Annotated in this window: 19 protein-coding genes and 1 tRNA gene; 15 read left to right on the top strand and 5 right to left on the bottom strand. The window is 27.7% G+C overall.

The genetic code is table 11. The features are described 5' to 3' along the window. Positions 1–2 precede the first annotated feature (2 nt). The 6 genes from ACZ5RS_RS08225 (at position 3) to ACZ5RS_RS08250 (ending at position 5437) form a co-directional block, all read left to right on the top strand. The gene (locus ACZ5RS_RS08225; RefSeq protein WP_464634326.1) at positions 3–914 is read left to right on the top strand and encodes a TIM barrel protein; all 912 of its coding nucleotides are present in this window, start codon (positions 3–5) and stop codon (positions 912–914) included. 11 nt (positions 915–925) lie between these two features. Further along, positions 926–2194, top strand: a complete 1269-nt coding sequence (gene larA, locus ACZ5RS_RS08230; RefSeq protein WP_464634328.1) for a nickel-dependent lactate racemase — start codon at positions 926–928, stop codon at positions 2192–2194. Positions 2195–2437: 243 nt separating this feature from the next. Further along, a complete protein-coding gene (locus ACZ5RS_RS08235) occupies positions 2438–3211 on the top strand; it encodes a DUF6597 domain-containing transcriptional factor (RefSeq protein WP_464634330.1) in 774 nt (257 codons plus the stop codon). An 83-nt stretch (positions 3212–3294) separates the two neighbouring features. Then, positions 3295–4041 carry an EFR1 family ferrodoxin gene (locus ACZ5RS_RS08240; RefSeq protein ID WP_464634332.1) on the top strand — a complete coding sequence of 249 codons (747 nt, stop codon included), beginning with the start codon at positions 3295–3297 and terminating at the stop codon, positions 4039–4041. Between the two features lie 73 nt (positions 4042–4114). Further along, a complete protein-coding gene (locus ACZ5RS_RS08245; protein ID WP_464634334.1) occupies positions 4115–4906 on the top strand; it encodes a nucleotidyltransferase domain-containing protein in 792 nt (263 codons plus the stop codon). A gap of 228 nt (positions 4907–5134) precedes the next feature. Then, complete coding sequence (locus tag ACZ5RS_RS08250) at positions 5135–5437, top strand: RNA recognition motif domain-containing protein (RefSeq protein WP_464634336.1); 303 nt, start codon at positions 5135–5137, stop codon at positions 5435–5437. Between the two features lie 66 nt (positions 5438–5503). On the opposite strand, the gene ACZ5RS_RS08255 is transcribed toward ACZ5RS_RS08250, so the two are convergent. After that, positions 5504–6133, bottom strand: a complete 630-nt coding sequence (locus ACZ5RS_RS08255) for a CatB-related O-acetyltransferase (protein ID WP_464634338.1) — start codon at positions 6131–6133, stop codon at positions 5504–5506. A 238-nt stretch (positions 6134–6371) separates the two neighbouring features. On the opposite strand from ACZ5RS_RS08255, the gene ACZ5RS_RS08260 reads away from it, so the two are divergent. Beyond that, the gene (locus ACZ5RS_RS08260; protein WP_464634340.1) at positions 6372–7121 is read left to right on the top strand and encodes a GNAT family N-acetyltransferase; all 750 of its coding nucleotides are present in this window, start codon (positions 6372–6374) and stop codon (positions 7119–7121) included. A 28-nt stretch (positions 7122–7149) separates the two neighbouring features. On the opposite strand, the gene ACZ5RS_RS08265 is transcribed toward ACZ5RS_RS08260, so the two are convergent. The 3 genes from ACZ5RS_RS08265 to ACZ5RS_RS08275 form a co-directional block, all read right to left on the bottom strand. Continuing rightward, complete coding sequence (locus ACZ5RS_RS08265) at positions 7150–7995, bottom strand: DUF5694 domain-containing protein (RefSeq protein ID WP_464634342.1); 846 nt, start codon at positions 7993–7995, stop codon at positions 7150–7152. A gap of 148 nt (positions 7996–8143) precedes the next feature. Then, positions 8144–8566, bottom strand: a complete 423-nt coding sequence (locus tag ACZ5RS_RS08270) for a DMT family transporter (protein ID WP_464634344.1) — start codon at positions 8564–8566, stop codon at positions 8144–8146. Between the two features lie 3 nt (positions 8567–8569). Then, positions 8570–9022: a DMT family transporter gene (locus ACZ5RS_RS08275; RefSeq protein WP_464634346.1), complete on the bottom strand. Its 453-nt coding sequence runs from the start codon at positions 9020–9022 to the stop codon at positions 8570–8572. A gap of 157 nt (positions 9023–9179) precedes the next feature. Between ACZ5RS_RS08275 and ACZ5RS_RS08280 the strand changes: the two genes are divergently transcribed. After that, positions 9180–9662: a MarR family winged helix-turn-helix transcriptional regulator gene (locus ACZ5RS_RS08280; RefSeq protein WP_464634348.1), complete on the top strand. Its 483-nt coding sequence runs from the start codon at positions 9180–9182 to the stop codon at positions 9660–9662. A gap of 135 nt (positions 9663–9797) precedes the next feature. Here ACZ5RS_RS08280 and ACZ5RS_RS08285 read toward each other — a convergent pair. Then, a tRNA-Pro gene (locus ACZ5RS_RS08285) sits at positions 9798–9871 on the bottom strand. A gap of 453 nt (positions 9872–10324) precedes the next feature. Between ACZ5RS_RS08285 and ACZ5RS_RS08290 the strand changes: the two genes are divergently transcribed. From ACZ5RS_RS08290 to ACZ5RS_RS08320, 7 genes are all read left to right on the top strand, one after another. Beyond that, positions 10325–11113 (top strand): fimbria/pilus periplasmic chaperone, encoded by a 789-nt coding sequence (locus ACZ5RS_RS08290; RefSeq protein ID WP_464634350.1) that lies wholly within the window; start codon positions 10325–10327, stop codon positions 11111–11113. Positions 11114–11127: 14 nt separating this feature from the next. Then, positions 11128–14700 (top strand): hypothetical protein, encoded by a 3573-nt coding sequence (locus ACZ5RS_RS08295; protein ID WP_464634352.1) that lies wholly within the window; start codon positions 11128–11130, stop codon positions 14698–14700. 130 nt (positions 14701–14830) lie between these two features. After that, the gene (locus ACZ5RS_RS08300) at positions 14831–15148 is read left to right on the top strand and encodes a hypothetical protein (RefSeq protein WP_464634354.1); all 318 of its coding nucleotides are present in this window, start codon (positions 14831–14833) and stop codon (positions 15146–15148) included. Next, positions 15145–16227 (top strand): V0D/AC39 family V-type ATPase subunit, encoded by a 1083-nt coding sequence (locus tag ACZ5RS_RS08305; protein WP_464634356.1) that lies wholly within the window; start codon positions 15145–15147, stop codon positions 16225–16227. The genes ACZ5RS_RS08300 and ACZ5RS_RS08305 overlap by 4 nt, the downstream gene beginning before the upstream one ends. Further along, positions 16224–18206: a V-type ATP synthase subunit I gene (locus ACZ5RS_RS08310; protein WP_464634358.1), complete on the top strand. Its 1983-nt coding sequence runs from the start codon at positions 16224–16226 to the stop codon at positions 18204–18206. The genes ACZ5RS_RS08305 and ACZ5RS_RS08310 overlap by 4 nt, the downstream gene beginning before the upstream one ends. Before the next feature lie 33 nt (positions 18207–18239). Further along, complete coding sequence (locus ACZ5RS_RS08315) at positions 18240–18581, top strand: ATP synthase subunit C (RefSeq protein WP_464634360.1); 342 nt, start codon at positions 18240–18242, stop codon at positions 18579–18581. Position 18582: 1 nt separating this feature from the next. Next, positions 18583–18882 (top strand): V-type ATP synthase subunit F, encoded by a 300-nt coding sequence (locus tag ACZ5RS_RS08320; RefSeq protein WP_464634362.1) that lies wholly within the window; start codon positions 18583–18585, stop codon positions 18880–18882. The last annotated feature ends 6 nt before the right edge of the window (positions 18883–18888 follow it).

Consider the following 18888-nt stretch of genomic DNA (forward strand, 5'->3'; position numbering starts at 1 on the left):
ATATGAATGATTCAATATTAAATTATGCAAAATTTGGGATTGTACATTCTATGGCATTTCCCAGAGCAATAGAAAATGAACATTCCTATATCGATTCCATAAAAGAGATATTATATGATCCTTTTTTTTCGGTGATTGAACTTGGTCAAAATCCTTTTGATTCATTAAAGTATGTTACAAAAAATATGGTTGAAACTGCAAAATGTACTTTAACTTATAGTGCACATAGTAGACTGTTTAAGAATAATTTAAATGCAAATAGTTTAGATTCAAATATAAGAGAAGCCACTGTTAAAGAATTAAAAAAAGCAATTGATGAAGCTTATGAGTTAAACGCTGTTAATTTTCAATTTTTATCAGGTCATTGGCAAGAACAAACTAAAGATCAAGCTTTAGAAGCATTATGTGAAACAACAATAGAAATTTGTAATTATGCTAAAGAAAAAGGTGATATGCCAGTTTGTTTAGAAATTTTTGATTATGATATTGATAAATGTTCGCTGATTGGAAAAGCTGATTTAGCTGCAAAATATTGCAAAATTGTTAGAAAATACTGTGATAACTTTGGTTTAATGGTTGATTTATCACATATTCCGATGATTAGAGAATCTATTGAAGATCATTTATATCCAATCAAAGATTATATAATTCATGCTCATATGGGTAATACATCTATTAAAGATAAGGATGATATTGCATATGGGGATAATCATCCTAGATTTGGTTATCAAAATGGCGAAAATGACGTTGAGCAATTAAGAAAATATTTAAAAATTCTTCTTGATATTGGTTATTTAAATAAGCAAAGAAAAAATATTCTTAGTTTTGAAGTTAAACCCCTTGAAGGTGAAGATCCAAAACTAATTATTGCTAATTCAAAGAGAACTTTGTTTGAAGCTTGGCATTTAGTTTAAGAGAGAATAATATGAAAGTAAACTTCCCGTACGGAAAAGAATTGGTAGAATTTGATTTTGAAAATTATAATTTCAAAGGTATATTAAGTTCAAAATTACACGATTATAAAACAAGTAAAAATCAATTTAGTATAGTTGAAGAATCTATTTTAAATCCTATTGGTTCTTTGCCGCTTTGTGAATTATCAAAGAATAAAAATAAAGTAGTAATTATTGCAAGTGATCATACTAGACCTGTCCCTAGTAAAATTATTATTCCTATGATGTTGAGAGAAATCAGAAAAGGAAATAAAAATGCAGATATAACTATATTAATAGCCACTGGGTGTCATAGAGGCACACGAAAAGAAGAATTAATTGATAAATTTGGAATAGAAATTTATAACAATGAGAAGATTGTTATTCATGATTGTGATAATTCAGAATTTGTTAAAATTGGTATTTTACCTAGTGGTGGTGAATGTATTTTAAATAAATTAATTATTGATGCAGATTTATTAGTCTCTGAAGGTTTTATTGAACCACATTTTTTTGCAGGATTTTCTGGTGGCAGGAAAAGTGTCTTACCAGGCGTTGCAAATCGTAGAACTGTATTAGCAAATCACTGTAGTGAATTTATTAATGATGATAATTCTAGAACTGGTATTTTAGAAAATAATTTGATACATAAAGATATGGTTTGGGCTGCAAGAAATGCAAATTTAGCTTTTATTGTTAACGTAGTTATAAATGAAAAAAAAGAAGTAATTTATGCCGTTTCAGGTGATATGGAGCAAGCTCATCAAGCTGGTTGTAAGTTTTTAAACAGTCTTTGTAAGGTAGATGCTAATGTTTCTGATATTGTAATTACTACTAATGGGGGTTATCCATTAGATCAAAATATTTATCAAGCAGTAAAAGGTATGACTGCTGCAGAATCAACAGTAAAGCAAGATGGTGTAATAATTATGCTTGCTAAATCAAATGATGGACATGGTGGTGAAGGCTTTTATCGTCAACTAGCTGATGAACCAGATATCAAAAAAACGATGGATTTATTCATGTCTAGAAAAAGAAATGAAACTGTTTCTGACCAATGGCAAACACAAATATTCTTGCGTATTTTAATGAAAGCAAGAGTTATATATGTTTCTGAAGCTGAAAAGACATTAATTGAGCAAATGCATATGATTCCAGCATCTTCAATTGAAGAAGCTCTAATTATTGCAAAGAAAATAATTAATAAAGATAATTGTTCTATTATTGCAATCCCAGACGGAGTCTCTGTTATGGTTATATAATTATTAAAATTTTTTAATAATTTTGATAAGTTGTTTTTTAATTTATTATTATATTTTCAAAATTAATTATATGATTATATATAAAATATGATTTTATACTTATAACAAGGGTTTTATGATTACATATTTATAATAGTATTAAGCAAATAGAAATAACTTGATAATTTACCTATAAGGAGCTTCATCCTTATAGGTTTTTGTTTTTATATATCATTTTTTATAAACTTCATTTATAATTTTTATATGATAAGTCAAAACTTTCCAGATAATGAACTAAAATCTTATATAGATGAAATATGGTATGTAGATTTAGATACAAAAAATCTTAATGATATTGTAATGCCCACTGGCCAAGTTCATTTAGTTTTTAATTTAGGTGATAAATATACTATTTTTATAGATAATCAAGAAATTGAGGTCCCTGATTTTGCATTGTTTTCTCAATATAATAGAGCAATAAAAATTAAATATAAATCTCATATTAAACAAGTAGGCATAGCCTTTAAACCTTTTGCATTTTTAATGTTTTTTGGAATTGAATTTAGTTTGAATGATAAATTTATTATCGATTGTAAAAGTATAGATAATAATGAATTAATGACAAATTTAATTAAAGAAGTGTTAAATATTAAAAATTTTGAACAAAAAGAATTTGTTAAAAATATTGAAAATTTATTTATAAGAAATATTAATAAGAATGTTGAAATAAATTTTTTAGAAGATATGATTAATTATATAGAAAAAAATAATGGGGAGATTACTGTAAAAGAATTAGCTATAAAGTTTAATATTTCTATAAGTAAAGTAGAAAGAATATTTAAAAAATCTTTTAATATAACACCTAAAGCATATTTTAATATAATCAAGTTTAGAAAAAGTATGGAATTAATGGATCCCTTATCTTTTTATTATGATCAGTCTCATTTCATAAAGTTTTGCAAAAAATATACAATGAAAACTCCTGAAAACTTAATTAATGCTAATGAATTATCACTAAAATATATGTTAAAGAAATAAGATTTAATGACGATTTTTTACAATACACTTTTTTAGGTTTTATATATTTTTTAATTATTAAAAATAATGGTTTGAGGTAATGTATGGAAAAAATTAATTTATTTTATTTTTCAGGATCAGGGAACACTGAAAAAATTGCTAATCATGTAAAAAAGATTTTTGAAGAAAAAGGTTTTGAAACTTCTCTAGAAAAAATGGAGAAAATTGAAAGAGTCAATATTGATGATTGTGAATATGTAGGCTTACTATTTCCTGTAGCAATTCAATCAACATTTCCTTTAGTTTGGAATTTTGCTAAAAAATTACCAACTACACAGAATAAGAAGATATTTATGATAGATACCATGGAAGCTTTTTCAGGGGGTATTGTGGGGCCTTTAAAAAAAGTATTATCAAAAAAGGGCTATAATTGTGTTGGTGCACTAGAAATCAAGATGTCAAATAGTATGCAAACGAATATAAAAAAAGTTGATAAAGGGATATCTTTAAATCAAAAAGCTTATAAAATAGCAGAAGAATTTTGCCAGAATCTTTTGGCTGGAAAAACAAAATGGCATAGAATTATTATTTTATCAGATTTAATGAGATCTATTTCTGTTTCTAAAAATATTTGGATTAACCAAAGTAAGAAACTAACAGTTAATAATGATAAATGTATTAGTTGTGGATTATGCATCAGAAAATGTCCTAAACAAGCTTTATCTTATATCCCAAATACAAAAAAAATAACTATAGATCACACTCTTTGCGAAAGCTGTATGAGATGTGTTAATCATTGTCCTAAAAATGCTTTTTTACTAGATGGGAAGCAAGTTATACAAAATAAATAATAAAAAATATTAACCTAGATATTTTCATAATTTGTGTGCTAACATAACTTTATTAAAATAAAAGGTGAATTGTATGATTTATGAACATAAACTTTTTCTCGATAATCTTATTGAGAGTTTAAAGCTAAATGAAGATCTTTTAGGGGTTGCTGCTGCGGGGTCTTATATTACAGATGAGATGGATGAATTTTCAGATATTGATTTAGTGATTGCAGTTAATGATGAATCTTATGAAAAAGTAATGAAAGAAAGACTTAATATTGTTAATAGTTTTGGAGAATTATTGTCTGCTTTTACTGGTGAGCATGTAGGAGAGCCTAGATTAATTATTTGTTTATATAATAACCCTTTAGTTCATGTTGATTTTAAATTTGTTAAATTTAGTGATATTGCTCATAGAGTTGAAGATTTTAAAATTTTATGGGAAAAGGATAATTGTATTACTAATAAAATGAAAGAAGAAGTAGCTATTTTTCCAGTTCCTAATATACAATGGATTGAAGATAGATTTTGGGTTTGGATTCACTATGGAGCAACTAAAATCGGGCGTGGTGAACTTTTTGAAGCAATAGAATTTATTTCATTTTTAAGACAAACCGTTATTGGCCCATTAATTTTATTAAAAAAAGAGAAACAACCTAAGGGTGTTAGAAAAATTGAAATTGATGCACCAGAATTTTTAGATGAGCTAATTAATACTGTTGCCACATATAATAAAGAATCTGTTTATTATTCATTAAAAAATATTATTTTGTTATATAAGGATTTGAGAAATGACTATATTTTTGATAATTTTCAACCAAATATTAAAGCAGAAGATGTCGCGACGCGCTATTTAGAGGATATTTTTATAAATTTTATTTAATAAATTAACTATTTTTTGGGTATAAATCAAACATAAGTGATTTTATGATTGACAATTGGCAAAAGAAAATATACTGTGAAATTACATTTTAATTTGTGTTACATTTATATTTCTTACTTATCTTAAGTTGTTGTTACTTAACATTTTTTCTAGAGGTAAAAGAGTTTAACTGCACCAAATTAGTGAGATATTTACCACAGGTGCCAACCTGTAAAAGGATTATTAAAAATGGCTAAGAAAATTTATGTTGGTAACATGAGTTACAGAACAACTGAAGATGATTTACGCGCAGTATTCGAAGAATTCGGAGAAGTTTTAAGTGTAAATGTAATTTTAGATCGTGAAACAAGACGCCCAAAAGGATTTGCATTTGTTGAAATGGATCAAAGTGAAGAAGCTGATGCTGCTATCGCTGAACTAGACGGTAAAGAAGTAGGAGGTCGTATGCTACGTGTTAATGAAGCTACTGAACGTCCACCAAGAACCGACAGAAGAAATTCATATCGTAAATTTAATAATAACAATAGATAAGATATAATTGAAAATAGCCTCTTTTTTTATCAAAGTTAATCTTTGTATTAATTAAGGGGCTTATTTTTATTTTAATAGATTTATGTTTCCTGATTTAATTGCATTAATATTTTGTTTAATTTTATTAGGATTCCAATCCCACCATTTTATTTCTTCTAATTGAGCGATAGTTTTTTCATTGAAACGTTTTTTTATTTGTTTTGCTGGAACTCCTCCCACAATGGTATATGGAGGAACATCTTTTGTTACAACTGCACGTGTTCCAATTATTGCACCATCCCCAATTGTAACTCCTGATAAAATTACTGCATCATAGCCAATCCAAACATCATTTCCAATTACAATATCACCTTTATTATCCCAAGCTGTGGTTATATTTTTAACATCTAAATCCCATTCTTCAAAAAATATAGGGAAAGGGTATGTTGAAAGCGCTGATAAAGTATGATTTGCACTATTGAAAATAAACTTTGCTCCACAAGCAATTGAGCAAAATTTTCCAATAATAAGTTTATCGTTATTGATTGGATATTGATATAATACATTATTTTTTTCAAAGTCCATTGGATTATTAACAAAATCATTATATATCGTAAAATCTCCTACAATAATATTTGGGTTTTTTACAAAAGATTTTAGATAAACTGTTTCCTTATCTTTAGTACGTGGATAAATTTTTTCGGGAGAGAACTCCATATTTATTACCTCATTTTATTTTTCTTTTGTATATTATATTTCTGAGGTTTATTTTTTACAATTATCTATAAAAATAGATTTTATATATTATTTCAAATACTGTATATTTATATTGAAATATAATGAATTTAATATATTAAAAATAAAGTTTTTAATTATTTATTATTTATATTTAGCATGATAAAATTTAGAACATTATCTATAGGAGTAATAAATATAGTAAGGGATTATGACTAACATGAATAAAGATTTTATTAATTTAAATAGCGAAAATATTTCTGATGAACATTTATGTTGTATAATTAGAAGTAGAGTAATTCATCCCGGTGTAGAATCAAAAAGGGCTTGGCTTTGTGAAAGATTGAAGGAAGGCCATGTTTTTAGAAAATTAAATGAAAAAGCTACAGTTTTTATAGAATATGCACCTCTAGAGACTGCTTGGACTCCGATTGTAGGTGAAAATTATTTATATATTTATTGCTTATGGGTTTCAGGGAAATATAAAGGTCATGGTTATGGTAAGGCTTTAATGAATTATTGTATTGAAGATGCTAAGTTGAAAGGTAAGTCCGGTGTTTGTATGTTAGGATCAGTAAAACAAAAAGCTTGGTTATCTGATCAATCTTTTGCAAAAGAGTATGGCTTTAATGTGGTTGATACAACAAATAATGGCTATCAGTTATTAGCTTTATCTTTTGATGGTACTAAGCCTAAATTTACAGATAATGCTAAAAATGAAACAGTAGAAAATAAAGATTTAACAATTTTCTATGATATGCAATGTCCTTATATTTATCAAAATATTGAAAAGCTTGAACAATATTGTAAAGAAAATGATATCCCTATTTCTTTGAATAAAATTGAAACTTTAGAGCAAGCAAAAAATCTTCCCTGTGTATTTAATAATATGGCTGTTTTTTATAAAGGAATATTTAAAACCGTTAATTTAATAGATGAAAATTATTTAAAAAGGATTATGAAAAAATAATATTTATTGCTCTTAATCTATTTATGGATTAATAAAGATAATCTGTTATATCAATAAATTCCATATTACTATCGCTTTTTATAAGTTCTTTTAATATTTTACTATGATCAATTCCATAAATAATTAAAATCCTATCATTTGGTTTTGCAATTTTTTGTATGTTACTAAAAGTATAAAGATTTCTTCTATACCATTGTGTTAAATAATCAACCCCTTCAAAGTCTTTGCCTGCACCAACTTGAGCTAGAGTTATGAAAAAATCATTATTCTGAGAATCTATCTGATTAGAATCGTTGAGATATCTTAAAACTTCTAAAATAGAATTATTTTTGACTTTTTTATCAAAGGTGTTTTTTAAAGAGTTTAAGTTTTTCATTACTTTAGAATAAATAGGGTAATTATTCTTTTGTGCAGAATCAAATACTTTTTCTGGTAGTGCAACAAAATAATCTAATGCATATAATTTTTCATGATGAAAGGTTTTTGCAATGGGAAAAGAAAATTGAAAAACTTCATTTGATTCAGAGATTATATTATTTTCTTGAAGTTTATTAGTTTTTAAATATTGTTGATATAATATATTAAGTAGTTCTTCGTTTTTATAATTAACTTCAACTCCAATCTTTGTTGGTTTGAATTTTGAAATAAGGTCAATAATTTGTTCTATTTCTTTTTGTTTTTTATCGTTTAAGATATCTTCTGAATTTACATTTACTAGATGAATACCTTTCTCTGCAAAATGATATGTTCCCAAAATCATTACCTGTGCTTTTTCTTTTGGGCTTTTAATTTGATTGCTATCTAATTCTGTTTGACAAGCTGAGAAAAGTATAATCGTTGCAAAAAGAATAATTAAAGTTAACTTATTTTTCATTAATTCTCCAATTTTATATATTAAATTCTTATCCTAAGATTATTTAATTTATAACATATATAGGAATTGTTTTTCAGTGGAAAATAATAAAAATCATTTGATATTTATTTAAATTGTTGATTACAGCTTTTTAAAAAACTTTTTCCCTTTACATATTTTTTTCACCAAGGTAAACTCCAAAAATAATTAAGATAATTCCTAAGATGGTTGAAAGTGGATTATGTAATTCATTTTTTAAATAATCAATTAAAGTTGCAATGCAAATTTGTCCAGCAATCATAAGTATAGTGGCTTTTGCGGCTCCTATTTTAGGTATTATGAAATTTGATATAGTTACATAAACCGCTCCAATAACACCCCCTAGAAAAGCAAAGAAAGGGATATTTTGAAAAATAATTGTATGATTCTTCATAAAAAGAAAAATTATTCCCATTAATATAGTTCCTGTAAAGTGATTCCATACAGATGCCCCAATAGCACTTATTTCTTTACCTAGTGTTGCATTTAGTATTCTACTCAATACAACTAGAAATCCATTTGCTAATGCTAAAAAAATCATTAATATAAGCATTTTTTAAACTCCTCCATTTATTACGAGAAGGGCTCCCAATAATATTGTTACAAATTTAAGCCCATCAATTTTATTTAATTTTCTTTTATTTGATTTAAATAATCCAAAGTAATCAAAAAAAAGAGAAGTAATGGTTTGTCCTAAAATAAAAAAACTTAAACTTCCAGCAAGTCCTAATTTAGAATTAACTGCAAGGTTTGCTGTTACAACTGATAATGCACCTGCAAAACCACCAAAATAAGCCCAAAGAGGGGCTTTTTTTGATATTAGTTTATTATTCTTTGTTTTGTTGAGTCTTAGCCATAATAATAAACTCGTAAAAAGGCCAACGGTATGAACTACTAATGATGAGAAAAATGGTGTTGTATATTTGCTTAGTAATCCATTGAAAAAAATCATTATTGCTAGAAGGCCTCCAGCAATTGTTGATATTGGAGTGTAATATTTTGTTTTCATAATAGCTCCTAAATCTATTTATTAAATATATCTTAATATAAAGTATCTTGATATCAAGATATATTTAATTTATCTTAATGTCAAGATACTTTGGTAATTGTAGGACTTGACATCAAGTAAAATTGATTGGAATATATTATTTATGAAAAAAGATCACGTGGACTATATCATCTCGCAATGGGAAAATGAAATGAAAGATTTAGATGTTTCTCCTATGGCAGTAATAGGTAGAATATCTAGAGTTGCTGAACATCTTAATAAATTACTCCAAGAGAATTATTCAAAATTTTCAATAAATGGAGGAGAGTTTGATGTGCTAGCTTCACTTAGAAGGTCAGGTAAACCTTATCAACTTACACCAACTGAACTTTATAATTCTTTAATGATAACATCAGGGACTATTACAAACCGATTAGATAATTTAGAAAAGTCTGGACTTATATCTCGTTCCCCGAATCCCAAAGACAGAAGAGGTACAGTTGTATCTCTAACAAAAAAAGGACTTTCTTTTATGAATGAAGCTTATCCTGCGCATATTGCTCACGAAGAAACTCTTTTAGAATCTTTAAGTAATGATGAGAGGTTAGAGTTGATTACTTTACTTAGAAAGCTCCTTGTTTCATATGAAGAAAAAAAATAAAGTTATAGTCTTTTTAGACTTAAATAGAGTTAATAAATTTATTAATTAATAATTACAGTATGGTATATTTTGGTGGCTAATAAGGATATAAAAAATCCTATAAGATATAATTTCTTATAGGATAAAAGATTACAGTCGGGCTGGCCGGATTTGAACCGGCGACCCCAAGTCCCCCAGACTTGTACGCTAAACCCCTGCGCTACAGCCCGAATCTGATTCGAGATTATCACTATCATCTATTTTTAGTCAATTATTTTTTTACAATAATTATTTTTGTTGGTTTTTAAGCTCTTTTATTAAAACTTTTTAATATAAAAAAATGGTTTTAAAATTAATAATTTTGTGATAAAAAATTTATTTTTAATGAAAATATAATGGAAATGTGCTATTTTATATAAAGAGAAAGTGTTTTTTACTTTAGAAAAAGAAAACTATCTTTGGACATAAGTTTTTAAGAGAAAACGTGAAAAATTTAAAAAACTTATTTTTATTACTTAATAAATGTTAAGAATTGTTGTATTTTTAACCGTATATTAAGTTTTTAGTAACATATTTTTTTGTGTTTTTTATGAAAATTATGCCATATTGTTCTTTTTTTCTTGTATATTATTGTAAACTTTCGTATTATAAACCATATAGATAGTTAAAAGGGACGGGTAGTCATGAAGGAAAATTTTAAGAAAATATTATTATTGTTAAGTATATTAACAGTTTTTATATCTGCTGATATCTTTGCTTTTCAATTTTCACCACTAGAACAAACTTTTTCTCCTACAGGGGCTGGAAACACAAAAACTTACACAATCGTAAATGATAGTAATGATTCTATCGCTGTTGAGATTACTGCTCTCACTAGAAGTCAAGATGCTCAAGGTGTTGAAATAAATTCACCTGCAACACAATATTTTTCTATCGTTCCTAATAAAACTATTGTAAAACCTCAAAGTTCTCAATTAATTAGAGTTCAATATAGAGGTCCTCAAACTACTACTTCTGAATTAAGTTTTAGAATTAGAGCTGAACAAGTTCCTTATTCACAAGGTAGAAATACCGAAGACAATAGCATGTTCAATTTTTTATATGTTTATACTACAAGTGCATATGTTGAACCTTCACAAGTTGTAGAGAGAGTTGCTATTCGTAGAGTAGCACCATCATATCAAATTGTTGAAAAGACAGATGATAATGGTAATGTAACAAGAGAGCAACAAGAGACAATGGCTGTTACTCTTTCAAATTTGGGTACTGTTCATCAATTATTAATTGATGCAACATTAATCGTTCAAGATAGCAAGGGCAATACAGTTAAATTGTCTGGAGAAAAACAATTAGCTGGATTGACTGGTACTAATATTCTTGCTAGAAAAACAGTTACTCTTCAGATTCCATGGCCTAGTGAACTTTCTAGAGAAGATGGAGTTAGTTATAAGAGTAACTTTGATTATGAATAATCTCGGAGAGGATATTGAGAATCATCAAAAAAGTAGGGGCTGCTAGAGTATCACGATTAACTTTTTTGTTAGTTTTCATATTAGTAATAGTTGGTTTATTGGTAAAATCTTGTTTTGTTGACTCAGTGGATCATGTTTCTAAAAATGAAAAAATACCTACTTCAATTCAAAATACAAGAACAGTTTCAGACGGAAAGATTAATGTAAATCAAGAAAGATATTATTACGATTTGGGTCTATTACCACCTAAAGAATTACCTGATATATATCAAGTAAGTAATAGTTCAAGTATTGAGGATGCACCAAAGCAATCTGAAATTGTTGAAAACGTATATCTTGATAAAGATGATGATGTAAATCCTTTCGATAAATTAGAATTAAATATTAATTTAGATTCAACAGATGATAAACTTGATTCTATTTCTAATGAAATTCCAACAGAAATTGAAAATAAAGTTATTGATAAAGAAACACCAGAATTAGTTGAACCTATAATAGATTCAGAAACCCCTTCAGTTGATACAGAAGTTGATGAGCCTGTAACTGAAGAAAATTTTGATGACATTCAATTTGAAGATAATCAAATGGATGATTTCTCTTGGGATAGTGGTTTCGCTGATGATTTTGATTTAGCTCCACTTGAACCTATATTATTTGCTCCATATATTCAAACTCAAGAAGAATATGATTCCTTTAATGCAAACAATCCAGTAGAAACACAAGAAGAAAGTGATGATTTCTTTAGTGATTTCTATATAGCTGGAGAAAGTGATGAAGCCTTATTTGATGATGGTATATATTATCTTACATTAATTGTTAATGGCGATATTGTAGGGGATGTAGAGACTAAATTCGAAGGTTCAAATTATTCAATTGGTGTAAATAGTTTATATGATAATGTAAAAGGTTTATTAAGTGATTATGGGCTAGAAAGATTATTTAATACTGATGCTGAATATTATACAATTGATGAGTTAAATGCACTAAATGTTAAAACTGAAATTGATGTAATTGCCTTTAGTGTAACAATGGAATTTGATTTAGATGATATGCCTGTTAAATATCTTCCTGTTTCTGAAGTTAATAAAAATTCATTAATAAATAGAAATGAAAAATATGGTATTGCAGATGCAATTGAATTAAAGCCAAGTTTCTTATCATTTGTATCCGCCTTAACTCTATCAAGTTCTTACAATTATGGTTCATTAGTTTCTGATCCTATTTTAAGAAATACTTTAAACATGAATAATAATGTTTCTATTGGTAAAATTGATTTAAATTTTGCAACTAATTTCCAATATTCTGTAAGTTCAACTGCAAATGAATTCTATTATTCTGCAAGTACTTGGAAAGGTTTCTATGATATTAGGGATAAAGATTTAAGAATTACTTTTGGTAATTTAGGTTCATATTTAGGAACAAATGGAACACCCGTTGGGTTTACAATAGATAAGAACTATTCATATGGTGATGATGATCCGCTTGAGCATCAATTTACAAAGCGTTATATGATTGAATCTGATTCTACTTTATATGTTTATGTGAATGATGAAGAGCCAATTACTAGAAAGCTAAGAAAAGGTGAATATATCTTAAAGGATTTCCCTTTGCAACAAGGGGCAAACCATATAAAGGTTAGAATTGAACCAGAAGATAAAAACTATCCAATTATTCTTGATGCTTTTGATGTACCTTATGATACTCGTCTATTATCTAAAGGTGATTATACATATGGTCTTAGTGCAGCAATAAGTAAATCTCAGAGAGAAGCTACTTCAACTAATATTTTCACATTGCCTTATATTGATGGACAATGGTATGATTATGACTTTAGCGATTTTGATACAAGATTCTATTTAAATGTTGGTGTTTCAAACTACTTTACATTAAATAGTTCTTTTGCTTTTGCTTTTGATGAGATTAAAACTACCTTTGAAGGTGTTTGGGCAACTATGGCAGGTCCATTTAGTGGTAAAATGGAGCTTGACTTTACGTCTCTATATTCTCCAGATTTATATACTTCAATATCTCATGGATTTGAAACTCCAATAGGCGATATTAGTGCAACAATGTCTTTAGATTTCCCAGTATGGGAAAACTCAACTAAATTATTATATAAAGCAAGTAAGTTAAATTTATCACTTGGACATACACTAAAAGAAGATAATTTCCCTCCATTAAATACTTCAATTTCAGCAACTTTTGATAATGAAGGTTTAGAATGGAGTACTAATTTTAGTTCTAGTTATTCCCCAATTACTGGAATTACTCTAAATAGTTCATTAAATATTGGTAATAACTATTATTCAAATGCTTTAGATTTTACTTTCCAAATTGGAATAGGCCTTAACATTTTAAATAATTTAACAGCTTCTCATTCTCTATCTTCTAAGGGTACAAGTAGTATGTCATTAAATTATAAACCTTCAAATTCTGATTCAATTCAGTTCAATATCGGCGGAATTCAATACTTAACACCTACAACTCCAGTATTTAATTTGACATGGCAGCATTTAAATAATTATTTTGCTTTATTACTTAGACATAATATGGCAAATGATTTATCTGTAATGAATACTACTGCAACAATTTCTTCTGCGCTTTATTATGCTGATGGGCTTTTCGCATTAAATAGGAATGCAGCAAGTAACTTTATTATTATAAGACCAGAAGGAGAATTGGCTAATAATCCAATTTCTATAGGAACAACTAATAGTTCAAACTTAAATATTCTAAATCCATTATTTGGAAATGTAGTTTATACTTTATTATCTGCAAATGCAAAAAATAATTTAATAATGTATGGAACAAAAGATAGTTTATATAGTTCTGGAGCTTCTTTCTCTTATGCTGTAAATACATTTAGTAGATCTGGTTTCTCCAAACATCTCTCTTCTCCAAGAACTTATACTGTTAGTGGTGTATTATTACAATCTGATGGAAAACCATTTGAGCAATATTCTTCTCCTGTATATAAATTACTTGAAGATGAAAATGGTGTAGAATATTTAGAACCTGATGAACAATTATATTTATTTACAGATTTAGATGGTAGATTTATTTTATCTGATGTAAGTCCTGGTACATATTTATTTGATATGTCTGCTGGAAATAATCAATGGTATGGATTGTATTTTACTGTTCCTGAAACAGCTCAAAAAAATCAAAATGTATTATTATTACAAGATTATCAGCAAGCTCAACAAAGTGAGGATGTATCTAACGCATTTGATGTAGTGGCAGATCAAAGTGCAGATACAGTAAGTACATTTGGTGATGAATTAGCTTCTGATTATTTAGAGATTATTGAGTTGCCGTTTGATAGATATGAAAATGAACAAGTATTCTGGGATACGATATTCCCACCATTGGATGAAGAAGTAACTGATTTGGCATTTGAAGATACTGCAAGTGATTGGCAAAATACATTAGATGATACTCAAACTATGGACCAAGCAAGCTTTGAAAATGATCCTGCTTTTGCAGATACTGCTGAAAATTGGGAAGAAAATCTTGACGATAATTATATTCCAACTGTAGTTGAAAGTACTAATAGTACAAATCCAAATTACACATATGTGCCCTAAAATTGGATAGTATGTATAAAAAAATAGTGTTTTATTAGTATTTATTGGGTATAAAAGTGTTTTTAATTATAAAATATATTGACACAATTACGTGTAAAATTAATACTTAAACACTATAGGAGCACTTATTATGCAAAGTGATATTATTTCTGAGATAATTGAAGTAGAAGATAATGCTACTAAAATCGTTGAACAAGCTAGGCAGAAATCAACAAAGATTATTGCTGAAGCTGAGATGAAAGTTAAAGAAGATTTAAAAAAAGCTGTTAAAGAAAGGCGCTTGATAAATAATCAAAAGATAGAAGAGCTAAAAACAAAAAATGCTTTAGAACTTGAATCATTTGAAGACGATTTAAAATCTTCAATAAATATTGATTATGATTGCATAGATAAAATTTCTGATGATATAGCATCAAAAATTTGTAATTCAACGGTGTTTGATAAATGAAAAGAGCAGTTAATACATATGGTTTTATAAATGCCAAACTAAGAGCTAAAATTGGAAAGATTAGAGATCCTCAATTACAAGATGACTTATTAAAAGCCGGTAGTTTAGTCGAGGCCATAGGTATTTTAAAAGAACATGGTTATGACAATGCTGCTCAAGTATATGATAAGACAGGTGATTTACAGTTAGTTGAGCTTTCATTGCTTAATGAAGAAATTGAAGATTTAATGAATGTTCAAAAATTTTTAAGTGGTCCATCACAAGAAATGATAAAAAATCTTTTATCAAGAATAGAAGCAGAGAATTTAAAAAATGCAATTAGATTATGGTATTCTTCAGCAATCCATAAACGACCAATTTCCTTTAGAAGTGCATATATCGTAAAATATAAAATAGTAAATGATATAAATTACACATCAATAATTAATGCAATAACTTATGATAATATAATAGAAGCTGTTAGAGGTACTTTCTATGAAAGTATTTTAAATAAATTTTCACTAGAACAAATTGAAAGTGATGGTTTGTTTTATTTGGAATCAGCAATAGATTCAAAAATAGTTGAATTAATGTATCAAACTACAATTTCTTTATCTAAAGATGATAAGGCAATAGCTTTAAAAGTTTTTAAAATGGAAACTGATTTAAAGAATATTATTATGTTAATTAGATACGGTTGGTTCCATCAATTAACAAGTGAAAATTTATCTAAAATCTTATATCCATATTCAAAAGTTTATAAAGATGAAACAACAAAAATGTATATCAATTCTGATCCTAAAAATAGAAATGTTGAGAATTTATTGAAAGAAAAATATAATGACTTAGCTAATATAATTGTTGACGGTTCAACAGATTCTAAAGAAAGAATGATAAATCAAATTAGAAATATTGAAAGATTCTTATATAAGAAAAAAGGCCAATTGTTTGAAAATTGTTTAGGAGGTAAACCTTTTACCATTGGTACAGCTTTAGCTTATTTCTATTTAAGAGAACAACAATATAGTATTATTTGCGGAATTTTAGGAGCAAAGTATTATAAGGTTGATGCTGACGAGATAAAAGGATTAATTGTATGAGTTTATTCACAGAAAACATGCGACTATTAACTGCAGTTGTTATAGAAAATAAAAGTGATGAGGTAGTAAAATCATTATTATCTATTGGGGCTCTTGATTTTGTTCAAATAACAAATTTGCCTCCAGAACAATTAGCAAAATTAAGTAGAAAAAGACCTAATTCAGATAGATTGACTATAGAAGATACAAGAAGAAGAATTGATAATTTACTTAGACAAAGCGGAAGACCTCTTCCAAGTTCTTCTCTTTTAAAAGTTGAAGATATGGTTGCTTTAGATATTAAAAGTTATAGAAAAACTTTAGATGAATTTAGTAACTCAATTGCATCAATCAAAGAAGAACAAAAAAAATTAAATCAAAATTATGAAATTTTAAGTGAAATAAAACACTATATTGATATTGATAGAAGAGATTTTATTGAAATTAGAGTTGGTAAGATTAATTCCGATATAGATAAGTTTAAGAAAAGATTAACTGACTTTAGTGTAATTGTTTTAGAAAAAGATGGATATATCACAACTTTAAGTCTAAAAAGAGATTCTGCTAATATTTCACAAGTTGTTGATTTATTTGGTTGGGTTGAATGTGAAGATAGTGACATCCAAAAACAAAACACATTAGCAATAATGGAAGAGTTAAGTTTAAGAATTGATAGTATTTTAGAAGAAAAACAAAGTATACAAAATGATATACAAAATAAAATTCAAGAGAAAGAACCTTTATTGGTAAGTATATGGTGTAATTTAAGATTGCATGAGTTATCTAACCAAATACGTTCTTATTTCAAATATACAAGAAATACTACTTTATTCTCAGGTTGGGTTCCAGCAAAATTAGCTAATAAAGTTGAACAAGCAATTTATGAAGCTTCTGATGGTGAATGTATTGTAGATCAAAGTGATCCAAGCCAAACTGAAGTTAAAAATATTCCTGTAGAAGTTACTACGCCTAAATTCTTTAAACCTTTTGAAAAAATGGTAACCAATTATGGTATTCCTGAATATGGTACTGTAAACCCAACTTGGTTTGTAGCTGTTGCATATTTGACAATGTTTATGCTTATGTTTGCTGATCTTGGTCAAGGTTTTGTACTTTTGTTAATTGGTATATTAATGCATCTTTCATATAAGAATAATCCAATGAAGAAAGATGGCTTAATTAATAGAAGTGTTGCTGTTTTATTAATATATTTAGGGGTCGCCTCGATGGTTGGTGGTGTTCTCTTTGGATCAACATTTGGCTTTAGTGTATTTCCTCCTTTATGGTTCAATTATCACTCTGTAGTAATGGGAACTGCACAAATAGGTACTGGTGTTCAAAATGTATATGATATTTTAGGTATCACAATTATATATGGAATTATTGTTATTTTTGTTGGGCTATTTATAAACTGGATAAATCTAGTTATAAAAAAAGATTTTATAAATCTTTTCTTCTCTAGAACTGGTTTAACAGGTGCAATGATGTATAGTGTCGGATTATATATTGGTTTCTCTTATGTTAAGAGTGGTTATACATCTTTCCCAACAGATAATTGGATTTTTATATTATTAATAATTGGTGCAATTGGACTATTAGTAAAAGAACCATTGGAATACTTTAAATTAAAGAAAGAGGGTGAAAAAGTTGGATCTTTTGCCTCTATTCTACCTAATATGTTTATGATGTGGCCAATTGAGTTATTAGAGACTTTTACAGGTTATATGTCAAATACTTTATCCTTCTTGCGTGTAGCTGGTTTAGGAATTGCTCACGTAAGTTTGATGGGCGCTTTTGAAACTTTAGCTGAAGGCCCAGGAATGACTTCTGTTTTTGGTATTCTAATTTTATTATTTGGAAATGTATTAGTTATAGCACTTGAGGGATTATCAGCTGGTATACAATCCTTAAGACTTAACTACTACGAATTTTTTACGAAATTTTTTACTGGAAAAGGCATTGCTTATTCTCCAGTTAGTTTGCGCTCTAATGAGCGATAGTTATTATATAATATATATAGGAGGGTCTATAATATGACCAAAATTGCCTTCAAAAGAAAGATGAAACTTTCTGTAATTGCAACTCTATTAATGATGTTTGCATCAGCGTTTGTTTTTGCTCCTAGCATTTTTGCTGCAGGTGTTGATACTGGAGCAGCTTCACAAACAGGAATGGTTTGTTTAGCAGCTGCAATAGCCTTTGCAATGGGTGCTTTAGCTGCAGGTATTGCTATTGGTAATGTAGGTGCTGCTGCTATGGGTGCTATAAGTGAAAAACCTGAATTAGCTTCTCAAGCTTTAATTTTTATTGCTTTAGCAGAAGGTCTAGTTGTTTTTGGCTTTATCATTGCTTTAATGATATTAGGACACGCATAGGATGCGATATTTTGTTATAGGCGATGAAGATACTGTTTTAGGATTTTCATTAGTAGGGGTTTATGGCTTACAAGCTACAAACGCTATTCAAGCTCAAAATGCTTGGGATAAAGCAATTAGTGATAAAGAAAATGGAATTATAATAATTACTGAACCAGTTGCAAATTTAATTAAAACAACTGTGGATAAGTATTTGTTTTCAGAAATGTTTCCATTAGTTGTAGTTATCCCTGGTCCAGATGGTCAAAAAGAAAAAGACTTAAGGACTTTAGTAAATGAGGCAATTGGGGTAAGCCTATAAAATGGA

It is taken from the genome of Pleomorphochaeta caudata (assembly GCF_055395745.1).